The 12283-nt window shown below is 67.9% G+C and carries 9 protein-coding genes; 1 reads left to right on the forward strand and 8 read right to left on the reverse strand.

Going from position 1 to position 12283, the window contains the following annotated elements; translation table 11 throughout:
* Positions 1-42 precede the first annotated feature (42 nt).
* Positions 43-2208 (reverse strand): S9 family peptidase, encoded by a 2166-nt coding sequence (locus OG947_RS05995; RefSeq protein WP_328813335.1) that lies wholly within the window; start codon positions 2206-2208, stop codon positions 43-45.
* 5 nt (positions 2209-2213) lie between these two features.
* On the reverse strand, positions 2214-3098 hold the full coding sequence (locus OG947_RS06000) for a phosphoribosylaminoimidazolesuccinocarboxamide synthase (protein WP_328813336.1): 885 nt from the start codon (positions 3096-3098) through the stop codon (positions 2214-2216).
* Between the two features lie 99 nt (positions 3099-3197).
* Between OG947_RS06000 and OG947_RS06005 the strand changes: the two genes are divergently transcribed.
* Positions 3198-4613: an MDR family MFS transporter gene (locus tag OG947_RS06005; protein WP_308115567.1), complete on the forward strand. Its 1416-nt coding sequence runs from the start codon at positions 3198-3200 to the stop codon at positions 4611-4613.
* On the opposite strand, the gene OG947_RS06010 is transcribed toward OG947_RS06005, so the two are convergent.
* The 6 genes from OG947_RS06010 to OG947_RS06035 all read right to left on the reverse strand — a co-directional run bounded on the left by OG947_RS06010 (position 4610) and on the right by OG947_RS06035 (position 12281).
* Complete coding sequence (locus OG947_RS06010; protein WP_222646583.1) at positions 4610-5527, reverse strand: siderophore-interacting protein; 918 nt, start codon at positions 5525-5527, stop codon at positions 4610-4612. The genes OG947_RS06005 and OG947_RS06010 overlap by 4 nt on opposite strands.
* Positions 5528-5663: 136 nt before the next feature.
* Positions 5664-7451 carry a DUF4012 domain-containing protein gene (locus OG947_RS06015; protein WP_328813337.1) on the reverse strand — a complete coding sequence of 596 codons (1788 nt, stop codon included), beginning with the start codon at positions 7449-7451 and terminating at the stop codon, positions 5664-5666.
* Between the two features lie 78 nt (positions 7452-7529).
* Positions 7530-8852 (reverse strand): UDP-glucose dehydrogenase family protein, encoded by a 1323-nt coding sequence (locus tag OG947_RS06020; RefSeq protein ID WP_285187721.1) that lies wholly within the window; start codon positions 8850-8852, stop codon positions 7530-7532.
* A gap of 67 nt (positions 8853-8919) precedes the next feature.
* Entirely contained in the window at positions 8920-10341 is a 1422-nt protein-coding gene (purB, locus tag OG947_RS06025) for an adenylosuccinate lyase (RefSeq protein WP_328813338.1), read from the reverse strand.
* A 53-nt stretch (positions 10342-10394) separates the two neighbouring features.
* On the reverse strand, positions 10395-11039 hold the full coding sequence (locus tag OG947_RS06030; RefSeq protein ID WP_027504321.1) for a TetR/AcrR family transcriptional regulator: 645 nt from the start codon (positions 11037-11039) through the stop codon (positions 10395-10397).
* Between the two features lie 87 nt (positions 11040-11126).
* Complete coding sequence (locus OG947_RS06035) at positions 11127-12281, reverse strand: pyridoxal phosphate-dependent aminotransferase (RefSeq protein WP_328813339.1); 1155 nt, start codon at positions 12279-12281, stop codon at positions 11127-11129.
* Between the last annotated feature and the right edge of the window lie 2 nt (positions 12282-12283).

The raw sequence follows: 12283 nt of genomic DNA on the forward strand, positions 1-12283 counted from the left end.
CCGACCGTCATTCGCTGCAGTCCACCCCCCCGGCGAACGCCGTCAGCTTGCCGTATCGCGGCCATCCGTGGCAATCGCACCCGTGCGTTCGATCACCCACGCGTACTCGAAGGCGATCTCCTTCCACTTCTCGTATCGACCGCTGACCCCGCCGTGCCCGGCACTCATCTCGGTCTTCAGCAGAATCGGCTCGCTGCCGGTGTTCTTCACCCGCAGAGCGGCGATCCACTTCGCGGGTTCGACGTAGAGCACGCGCGTGTCGTTGATCGAGGTGATGGCCAGGACGGCCGGGTAGTCCTTCTCCGCCACGTTCTCGTACGGGCTGTACGACTTCATGTAGTCGTAGACGTCCTTGTCCTCCAGCGGGTTTCCCCACTCGTCCCACTCGATCACCGTGAGCGGCAGCGACGGGTCGAGAATGGACGTGAGCGGATCCACGAACGGGACGTTGGCGAGGATGCCCGCGAACAGTTCGGGTGCGAGGTTGGCCACCGCTCCCATGAGGAGGCCGCCCGCGCTGCCACCGTCGGCCACCAGACGATCGGGAGACGTCACCCCGGTGTCGATCAGATGCCGTGCGCACGAGACGAAGTCGGTGAACGTGTTCTTCTTGTGCAGCATCTTGCCGTCCTCGTACCAGAGGCGGCCCATCTCCCCGCCGCCGCGCACGTGCGCGATGACGAACACGATGCCCCGATCGAGCAGGGACAGTCTCGACACCGAGAAGCCCGGGTCCATGCTCGCCTCGTACGAGCCGTACCCGTAGAGCAGCGTCGGCGCGCCACCCTCGGACACCTCGACGTCGACGCGCTTGATCACCGAGAGCGGCACTCGCGTGCCGTCCTCCGCCGTCGCCCACTCCCTGGTCTGGGTGTACCGCGTCGGGTCGAAATCGCCGAGCACCGGCTGCGACTTGCGCAGGATGCGCTCGCCGGACGCCAGGTCGTAGTCGTAGACACGCGAGGGCGTGATGAACGAGGTGTAGCCGAAACGCAGCAGCGGTGCGTCCCACTCCGGATTCGAGCCGAGACCCACCGAGAACAGTTCCTCGTCGAACTCGAGCTCGTGACGCTCGCCGTAGCCGCTGTCGAGCAGTGGCCACAAGGCCATGCGCGGCACGGCTTCCCGGCGGTACGACAGCACCAGGTGGTGCGCGAACGCGTCGACGTCCTCGAGCCGCACGTCGTCGGCGTGCTCCAGGAGAATCGTCATGTCCGACGGGTCCTCCACCGGCGCGTCGGCCAGGACGAAGTTCTCCGCCTTCACTCCGTCGACGACGTCGTTGTGCAGGATCAGGAACCGGTCGCGGCCGGCGACCACGGCGTGCTCCGCGCTGTACTCGACGCCGTCCCTGCGCGGCAGGATCACGTGGAACTCGCCCGTCGCATCCTGCGCGTCGAGGTACCAGCCCTCGGTGGTGACCTTCGACCCCACCCAGATCACGAGGTATTTCTCGCTGCGCGTGGATCCGAAACTGACCCAGTAGGACTCGTCCGGCTCGTGGAAGACCACCACGTCCTCGGACGTGGGCGACCCGATCCGGTGTCGCCACACCTTGTCCGGACGCCACGAGTCGTCCACGGTCTGATAGAAGAGGTACTGCTGATCGGCGGACCAGGTCGCTCCGGGAGCGGTCTGCTCGATCTCGTCCGGGAACAGCTCTCCGGTACGAAGATCCTTGATGCGCAACGTGTACCGCTCGTCGCCGGCGGTGTCGACGGAGTACGCGAGCAGGTGTCCGTCGTCGCTCAGGGAGAATGCGCCGAGCGAGAAGAAATCGTGTCCTTCTGCCAGCACGTTGGCGTCGAGGACGATCTCCTCGCCGGGGACCTCGACACCCGGTTCGAGCGCGGGCGGCGTCCAGTCGTCCACCGAGGCGACCGGGCAGCGGCACTGCATGCCGTAACTCTTGCCCTCCAGCGTGCGCCCGTAGTACCACCAGAGTCCGCGGCGCGTGGGCACCGACAGATCGGTCTCCTGTGTGCGCGACTTGATCTCGTCGAAGATCGCCGTGCGCAGCGGCTCCAGGTGGGCCGTCTGTGCCTCGGTGTAGGCGTTCTCCGCCTCGAGGTACGCGACGACCTCGGGATCCGACTTCTCCCGCAACCACTCGTACGGGTCGACGACGACGTCACCGTGGTGGGTGCGCGTGTGCGGAACGGTCTTGGCGATCGGTGGTGTCGTCTGCTGCGCGTCGTGCGTCTGCATGTCGGTCACGGTCGTACCCAATCGTCGAAGGAGAGACCCGAGAGTCGTTCGTACGCCTCGACGTAACGCGACCGGGTGCGGTCGGCGATGTCGTCGGGCAGCGGCGGGGGCGGTGCATCGCCGTGGCGGTCCCATCCGGACTCACCGGTCAGCCAGTTCCGGACGAACTGCTTGTCGAAACTCGGCTGCGCCTGCCCCTCGGTGTAGCCGTCGAGCGGCCAGTACCGGGACGAGTCGGGAGTCAGCACCTCGTCGGCGAGGACCACCTCGCCGTCGTCGTCGACACCGAACTCGAACTTGGTGTCGGCGAGGATGATTCCGCGTCCGGCGGCGAACTCCGCGGCGCGCGCGTAGATGTCGAGCGTCGCCGAGCGCAGCTTGTCCGCCGTGTCGGCTCCGACTAGGGCGACCACGGAATCGAAGTCGATGTTCTCGTCGTGATCGCCGATCGCCGCCTTGCTGGCGGGGGTGAAGATCGGCTCCGGGAGCGTGCTCGCCTCGGTGAGACCGTCCGGGAGCGGAACGCCGCACACCGCACCCGTCTCCCGATAGTCGAGCAGCCCGGACCCGGTGAGGTAGCCACGGGCGACACACTCGACCGGTGCCATGCGCAGCGCGCGCACCACCAGCGCGCGGCCGAGCACCTCCTGCGGGATCCGCGGATCCTCCGCGTCTCCGGCGAGGTGATCTCGCACGCCGAGAGTGTCGAAGAAGAACACGCTCATCGCGGTGAGCACGCGACCCTTGTCAGGAATGGGCGTCGACAGCACGTGGTCGTACGCGGAGATGCGGTCGGTCGCCACCAGGAGCAGATGGTCGTCGTCGATGCGATACAGGTCGCGGACCTTGCCGGCCGCCAGATGGGGATACTGCGAGAGAGAGGGGCGCACGACGTTCGAGCGTAGTCGTGCCGCGCATCGCGGTGGTGGCGGTGTCTGGCAGTGTTCGGAGGGACCCTCGGTACCGAGGCGAACGAAGGAGCGTGGCGGGTGACGACGACGGACAGGGTGCAGGTCGGATTCCGGTCCGAACGAGGCCCGATCCTGGCGGCGCTGATGCTCTGCAACTCGCTCGTCGCCCTCGACTCGACGATCATCGCCACGTCCGTCCTCACCATCGTCGACGATTTGGGCGGCTTCTCCCAGTTCCCGTGGCTCTTCTCGATCTACCTGCTCGCACAGGCCGTCACCGTGCCGGTCTACGGCAAGCTGGCGGATCTCTTCGGCCGCAAGCGTCTCGTCCTGTTCGGCATCGCCGTCTTCGCGATCGGCTCGGTGCTGTGCGGGATTGCCTGGAGCATGCCCGCCCTCATCGTCGCCCGGGCGATCCAGGGCATCGGCGCGGGCGCGATCCAACCGATGGTGCAGACGATCGCCGGCGACATCTACACCGTGCGCGAGCGCGCGAAGGCGCAGGGCTACCTGGCCAGCGTGTGGGCGATGTCGTCCATCGTGGGTCCCAGTCTCGGCGGCATCTTCTCCGAGTTCCTGTCGTGGCGCTGGATCTTCTTCGTCAACATCCCGCTGTGCCTGGTCGCGGCGGTGATGCTGATCCGCAAGTTCGACGAGACGGCGAGGCCGTCGACGCGGCAGAGCATCGACTACGTCGGCGCCGCGCTGCTCACCGTCGGCGCGGGCGCCCTCATCCTCGGGCTGCTCGAGGGTGGTCAGTCGTGGGCGTGGACGTCGGGAGCGAGCGTCGCGGTCTTCGCCGTCGGAGTGGCCGGGCTCGCCGCCTTCGTGCTCGTCGAGAGACGCGTCGCGTCCCCCGTGCTGCCACTGTGGGTGCTGACGCGTCGCGTCCTGGTCGCCACGAGCGCCGTGGGCGCCGTCATCGGCGCCGTCGTGCTCACGCTCACCACGTACGTCCCGACGTTCGTCCAGGGCGTACTGGGGCTGAGCGCACTGGCGGGCGGCTTCACCCTCGCACCGCTCCTGCTGTCGTGGCCGCTGATGTCGTCACAGTCGGGTCGGGTGTATCTGCGCATCGGGTTCCGGCGCACCGCGGTCATCGGTGGGTCGATCGTCACGGCCGGTTCGCTGCTCACACTGGGATGGACCACGACGTCGTCGGTGTGGGAGATCTGCGTCGGGTGCCTCGTGATCGGAGCCGGGATGGGGCTGATCGCGGGCCCTGCGCTCATCGCCGCGCAGTCGAGTGTCGACTGGTCCGAGCGCGGAGTGGTCACCTCCACCAACACGTTCGCCCGCAACCTCGGCAGCGCCGTCGGCATCGCGGTGTGCGGGGCCATCGTCAATGCCACTGTCGGGGACGACGCATCGCCGGCCGAACTCGGCGACGGTCTGCACATCGTGTTCTACACGGTGATCGGCGGAGCGGTCCTGCTGCTGATCGCCGCGCTCGCGATGCCCGGTGGCCGTATCGCCGATCCCGAGAAGAGCTAGAGGCCGACGCGCTCGAGGAGTGCCTCGAACTCGTCCTGCGCCTGCGCTTCCGACTTGCCCTCGCGCAGAGCGCGCTTGTAGCCCGCGAGTGCCATCGCCTCGTACCGCTTGTAGGAGGCCAGCCACTCCTCGGCGCGCTCGCGCCAGTATCCGATGACCGAGCACTCACGGGTGCTCATGCCCCACTGCTTGCGCACGTGGGAGCGCACCGCGCGGGACGCGCCCGCCTCACCGGCGAACCACACGTATCCGGAGCCCGCGGGACGCTCGTACGACGCGACCGCATCGGGGAGAACACTCGGCATCACACCGTTGCCGGTACCCACGCGCCAGTCGACGGTGACGTCCGCCGCCGTGTCGAACGACTGGATGTCGGCGGGGTCGAGGACCTCGAGCACGACGTGGGTCCGCAGCCCGGCCGGTGCCTGTTCGAGTGCTCGGGCGATGGCCGGCAGACCCGTCTGGTCCGCCACGAGCAGTTGCCACGCGGCGTCCTCGGGACACCGGTACCAGGAGCGGGGGCGCGAGAGGACGACGCTGTGGCCCGGGCGCGCCAGCCGCGCCCAGTTCGACGCGACGCCGCTCTCGTGCAGGACGAAGTCGATGGTCAGCGTGTCGTCGTCGCGCATGCGGACGGTGTAGTTGCGGCACTCCGGCCGCGTCGCCGCGTCGTGGTAGCCCCACACGCCCTTACAGCAGGTCATCGGCGGCAGGACGTCGTCGACGGCGGACGGGAAGTACACGGTGACGCACTCGTCCGGTGCCTCGACGCCGACGTACCGTTCCACCCACGGGCCGCCGAGAACGATGCGCACCATGCTGGGTGAGATCGCCGTCGTGGACAGCACCGACGCCGGATAGAAGCCGGGTTCCGCATCGAGCGTCGCGGCGTCGAGTTCGAACGCTGTCGACATCGGACCTCCTCGCCTGCGGCACGCTCGGGGAAATCGAGCGACTGTAAGGCGAGCCTAACCATGCCTGGCGGTGGAGTGCAATGGGGCCGGTCACAGACAGCTGTGACCAGCGCGTCACGATCTCACGAGAGCCGCGTCAGGATCCCGAGCAGTCCGGCACGTCGACGGTGGCGGTGCCGGGGAGCGTCGCAGGCTGGAGCGGCACCCGCGCAGCACCCGGCGCCGTCGGCTCCACGAGGTCGAGGACGAGGGTCTTGGTCTGCCCCGGCTCGACGACGAACGGCGTGTAGAAGAACGGATGGCCCCGTTCCTGCCCGGTGAGCACGAACACCTGCTGACCATCGATCGACGCCTTCGTCAGCGTCGACCCCGTCGTCGTGAAGACCGACACCACCGATCGATTGGTTCCGGGGGGACCCTCGTACGCGGTCGTCTCGTTCTGACGTCCGGCGATGTACGTCGGGTACTCCTGCGGCGGAGCCGTGTTGGTCACGGAGGCGGTGATCTGGGTCGTCCGGGTGTCCCCCTCGCAGGACGTCGCGGTGTAGGTGATGTCTCGCTCGAGGTAGTAGTCGAGCTTGCCACCGGCACCGTTGTTGACCACCAGCGCGGCGTACGGCGCGGGATCGTCCGGCACCTCGTGCGCGATCTTGGTTCCGGAGAGCACACTCTGGATCGCGGGGTCCGCGCTCCAGACGGCGGTGTGGCCCTCGCTGACGCCACGTCCGATGGCGTCGAGAAGTCCCGCAGGATCGTTGATTTTGCCCTCCACCTTGGAGAAGACGCGGGCCGCGATCTGCTGCAGGTAGTCCTTGCGCGCGAGGTTGTCGTCGGCGAAGCGGAAGTACGCCTCCGACTGCGTCAGGTTCACCACGTTGTCCGACGTGACCTGCTCGCCGTCGGCGAGAGTCACCGGGCCGACCACGCCGAGGATGTAACTCAGCGCGACCGGGTCGGTCGCCAGCACACCGTCGACGGACTGACCGGACTCCTGCTGCCAGATCGACCGGAGGATCTCCCCCGTGTACGGGAAGTGGGGACTCACATTCGCGTTCTGCCAGTTGGCCGTCGCGTTGTACTGGTTGCCGTACGCCTTGGCGAAGTCGGGCCCCAGATCGATCGGGTCGTAGAGGGCACCGAGCTCGCTGTTCTTCGCCAGTGCGTCGAGCGAGATCTTGCCCCGGTCCGCGTCGATGATGGCGAATCCACCCATGAGCCCGCCGGTACCGCGCGACTCGGCATTGGTCTGGAACGCCAGGAAGTAGCTCTTGGGTGAGTTCTCGCCGAGCATGTCCGGGAGGATCTTCGACGCCAGGCTGGTGTTGGTGAGCAGCCCGGACAGATCGTCCAACTGCGCCTTCAGCGAATCACCGGCCTCGGTGACCTGCGGTAGATAACTGTCGGTGTCGATGGACTCCGCGCGCTGGTTCAGTGCGGTCGCCGAGGCGGACACCTGCTCGAGGGTCGGCGACGCCTCGCGCAGCGCACCCAGATCGATCGTGCCGTCGTCGGCGCGCAGTTCACTCGGGTTCAGCACCGCACCGACGTCGACCGCGGGCTGAAGGACCTCGGTCGTGAGGTCGTGGACGAGTCCGGTGAGCGGACCCACGACATCGAGAGGGGAGCCCACACCCGGAATGGCGGCGACGGCCTTCCAGATGGGCGACTCGGTCGCATCCAGCGCATCTGTCGACGCGGCGGTCGCGTCCGCGACGCGCTCACGACCCTCGTCCGCGTTGCCGGCCAGGATCGCCGACCGTGCCGCGAGTGCATCGTCACGGGCGGAGCTCAGCCCCTTGTACGCCGTGGAGACGGTCCACCCGAACCACGCGACCAGAGCCAGGAGGACGACGGCCACGATCCACACCCAGATCGGGACCCGCCGTCGCCGTGCCGTCGTGGTTCCACCGAGCTCATTCGACACGACAATCCTCTGCTCGTTCTCGGACCGATATTCGGCAGGAGTGTATCAATGGCGTTGTCGACTGTCGTTTCGTCGGACTCAGGGTCGTCCGAGACCGCGATAGTGCCACCCGGCAGAACGCCACATATTCACGTCGAGGCAATTGCGTCCGTCGATGATTCTGCGTTCTCGCACCACGCCCTCCAGATCGGCGGGAACCAGCTCGCGGAATTCACGCCATTCGGTGAGCACGAGTACCACGTCGGCCTTCGCGCACGCCTCCAGCGCAGAGCTCGCGTACCCCAGCGTGGGGAACAGCGCGCGCGAGTTGTCGTTGGCCTTCGGGTCGTACACGGTCACACCGGCACCCTGAAGTTGCAGTTGCCCAGCGACATTGAGAGCCGGCGAATCGCGGACGTCGTCGGAATCGGGCTTGAAGGCGGCACCCAGCACCGCGACCTGAGCTCCCAGCAGAGTTCCCACGGTGTCGCGCACGACCTCGACCATGCCGGTGCGACGACGCATGTTGATGTTGTCGACCTCGCGCAGGAAGGTCAGCGCCTGATCGGCTCCCAACTCACCGGCACGGGCCATGAATGCGCGAATGTCCTTGGGCAGGCAACCGCCACCGAAACCGATCCCGGCGTTGAGAAATTTGCGTCCGATTCGATCGTCGTGACCGATTGCGTCGGCCAGAACGGTGATATCGGCGCCTGCCGCGTCACAGACCTCGGAAATAGCGTTGATGAACGAGATCTTCGTCGCGAGAAATGCGTTGGCCGACGTCTTGACCAATTCGGCGGTGGCCAGATCGGTCACGATGAAGGGGATCCCCTCGGCGAGCAGGGGCGCGTAGACCTCGCGCGCGACCTCCTCCGCGCGCCGAGGACGGTTCCTGTCGACCCCGAGCACCAGCCGGTCCGGGTGCAGCGTGTCCTCCACGGCGTGACCCTCGCGCAGGAACTCCGGGTTCCAGGCCACCTCGAGGTCCTCGCCTGCCGGCGAGAGCGCATGGGCCATCGTGCCGAGTCGCTCCGCCGTGCCCACGGGGACCGTGGACTTGCCGAAGAGGACAGCGGGTCCGGTGATCAGCGGTGCGAGGTTCTCCACCACCGAGTTCACGTACGTCACGTCAGCGGCGTACTCGCCCTTCTTCTGCGGCGTGCCCACCGCGAGGAAGAAGATGTCACCGAACGCTGCAGCGTCCGCGTAGGACGCGGTGAAGCGCAGGCGGCCCGCTGCGATGTTGCGCTGCAACACTTCCTCGAGCCCAGGCTCCCAGAAGGGCACCTCCCCCGCCTCGAGCTTGGCCAGCTTGCTCGGGTCGACATCGACCCCGAGGACGTCGTGTCCGATCTCGGCCATGCACGCAGCGTGCGTGGCGCCCAGGTAACCCGTTCCGATGACGACAACTTTGCTCACATGACGAACCGTAGGGTCTGACGGCCGTCACTTCCACCGGGAGACCGCCCCGTCGTCACGGTTCACATCACAGAATGGGAGCCGGTGTGTACCGAGCCGCCTCCGGGTTCGCGTCGACCAGTGTCTGCACCGCGGCGACGACCGCAGCGACCTGAGCGTGCGCGGCGCCGATGAACGCCGACCGATCCGCCAGCGCCGTGTCGAGTGCCGCGCGGTCGAGCGGCAACCGCTCGTCGGCCGCGAGTCGGTCGAGGAGGTCCGGTTCCCTCCCCTGCTCCCGCATCGCGAGAGCGACGGCCACGGCATGCTCTTTGATGGCTTCGTGGGCGGTCTCCCGACCGACGCCTGCGCGGACGGCGGCCATGAGCACCTTGGTCGTCGCCAGGAAGGGCAGATAGCGATCGAGCTCGCGGGCGATCACTGCGGGATAGGCACCGAACTCTGCGAGCACGGTCAGGAAGGTCTCCATCATCCCGTCGATGGCGAAGAATGCGTCCGGCAGCGCGACACGACGCACGACGGAACAGAAGACGTCGCCCTCGTTCCACTGTGCGCCGGCCAGCTCCGCAGCCATGGACCCGTAGCCGCGCAGGATCACCTGCAGGCCGTTGACGCGTTCGCAGGACCGGGTGTTCATCTTGTGCGGCATGGCCGACGAGCCCACCTGACCCGGCTGGAAACCCTCGGTGACCAGTTCGTGTCCGGCCATCAGGCGCACCGTGTGGGCGAAGGAGGACTGCGCCGCACCCACCTGCACCAGCGCCGACACCACGTCGTGGTCGAGGGAACGAGGGTAGACCTGGCCGACACTCGTGAAGACGTGGGCGAAACCGAGATGCTGCGCCACCGCGCGTTCGAGGGTCTCGAGCTTGTCGGCATCGCCGCCGAGCAGATCGAGCATGTCCTGGGCCGTCCCCATCGGACCCTTGATGCCGCGCAGCGGGTACCGGTCGATCAGCTCCCGGAGCCGGGTCGACGCCACCATCAACTCGTCGGCAGCCGACGCGAACCGCTTGCCCAGCGTCGTGGCCTGCGCCGCGACGTTGTGGCTGCGGCCGGCCATGACCACCTCGGTGTACTCGGCCGCGCGCTCGGCCAGACGCGCCGCGACAGCCACGCCGTGCCCGTACACGTGTTCCATCGACCGCAGGATCTGCAGCTGCTCGACGTTCTCCGTCAGATCGCGGCTGGTCAGACCCTTGTGCACGTGCTCGTGGCCGGCAAGGGCGTTGAACTCCTCGATCCGCGCCTTCACGTCGTGACGAGTGACCCGCTCTCGATCCGCGATCGACTCGAGATCGACCCGGTCGGCCACTCGCTCGTAGTCCGCGATGGCCTCCGCCGGGACGTCGACACCGAGATCGGCCTGCGCTCGCAGCACGGCGATCCACAGCTGACGCTCGAGCACGATCTTGTGCTCGGATGACCACAGACGGGCCATGTCGGGACTGGCGTAACGGTGGGCGAGGACATTCGGGATACGGCTCACGAGCGGCCAGTTTACGGTCCCCTCACTGCGCGACCGTCCCCCGGACTGCGCCTCTACTGCGCGACCGTCCTCCGGACTTCCCGCGACAACGGCGCGTGACGGTCCACCGCATCCAGCAGGACGTCCCGCACGCGTGACCGCAGGTCCGCCCCATTCTCACCCAACGCGCCCATCACGACACCGTCGACGAGGGCCAGGAGCGGGCGGACGTGGTCACGGTCGGTGGGCCGACCCGCGGCGGACAGCACGTCGGACAGCATGTCCTCCAGCTCACCACGCAGCCGGCAGTGCAGTTCCTGCAGCTGCGGATGCCGCGCCGCAGCCAGCACCCGCTCGTAGCGCGCCACCATCAGGTCCCGCCGGACCTCGTCGCCGTCGTCCGGACCCACGAGCAGGTCCACCACCAGGTCCACCGTGTCCGCGGTGTCCAACGCAGCCGGCGCGAATGCGGTCATCCGGTCGCGGATCATCGCGATCTCGCGGACCCCGTTCAGTTCCGCGGCGTGCGTGACGAGGTCGTCCAGGGAGTCGAAGTAGTAGGTCGTGGACGCCAGCGGAAGCCTTGCCCTCGCCGCGACGCTCCGGTGCCGCACGGCGTCGTACCCTCCGGCCAGCAGAAGATCCGCTGCGGCCGAGATGAGGGCCTCGCGCCGACGCCGACCCTTGGGCGTCGAGCGGGGAGCGGAGCCGGTCGACATGCGTACACATGCTGCCACCGGCGCTTCTCCCCCGTGCGCCTTTTGCGTATCCCTGGATGCGCAAAGGGCGCACGGGGGCGCAGCCCACTACCGCAGGCGCGGGGTGAGCCGACGCAGCGCCTCGGTGATGTCCTCGGTCGCACCGGCGAAGGAGAAGCGCACCGTGTGGTGACCGTGCACCGTGTCGAAGTCCGCACCCGGGACGACGGCCACGCCGGTCTCGTTCAGGGTGTCGGCGCACCATCGGAACGAATCGTCCGTCAGGTGCCCGATGTCGGCGTACGCGTAGAAGGCGCCGTCCGCGGGAGCGAGCCGGGTGATGCCGGCATCACGGAGACCGCCGAGCAGTTCCTCGCGGTTGCGGGCGTACCGCCGCACGTGACCGTCCAACTCGGCGAGGGACTCGTCCGTGAAGGCGGCGCCCGCGGCGAGCTGCGAGACGGTCGGCGGACACACCGTCATGTTCGAGGCCAGCCGCTGGACCGCTCGGGTGAGCGAACGCGGGAGCACCATCCAGCCGAGACGCCAGCCGGTCATGGAGAAGTACTTCGAGACCGACCCGATCGAGACGGCGCCGTCCGAGAACTCCCGAGCGCTCCGGCACTCGACGTCGCCGTAGGAGATGCCGTGGTAGATCTCGTCGGAGATCAGCAGCGTGCCGTGCTCGTCGCACCATCGCGCGAGCGCGGCCAACTCGTCGGGATCGATGATCGTGCCGGTCGGATTGGCCGGACTGGCGATGATCAGTCCCTTCGGAGGTTCGGGGAGCGCATCGAGCATCGCGACCGTCGGCTGGAAGCGCACGTCCTCGCCGCAGTCCAGCTCGACCACGCGACACCCCAACGCGGACAACGTGTTGCGATACGCGGGATAACCGGGTCGCGCCATCACCACGGTGTCGCCGGCGTCGAACGCCGCGAGGAACAGCAACGTGAACGCACCCGACGACCCGGTGGTCACCACGACGTCCTCGGCCTCGATGACGACCTGCGATCGCCTCGACAGGTAGGCGGCGATCGTCGCCCTCAGCCGCGCGGTACCCAACGTCTCGGAGTAGCCGATCACGTCGTCGTCGAGCGCCGTGCGCATGGCAGCGAGGACCGGCCCGGGCGCACGCGTGGACGGCTGTCCGGCCGCGAGGGACACGACGTCGCCGTGAGTCTCCTGGCGGCGCGCCGCAGCGGCGAACACGTCCATGACGCGGAACGGCTCGATACGCGAGCGCGCGGATTCCTCGACCATCG

Source organism: Rhodococcus sp. NBC_00297 (assembly GCF_036173065.1).
Lineage (GTDB): Bacteria > Actinomycetota > Actinomycetes > Mycobacteriales > Mycobacteriaceae > Rhodococcoides.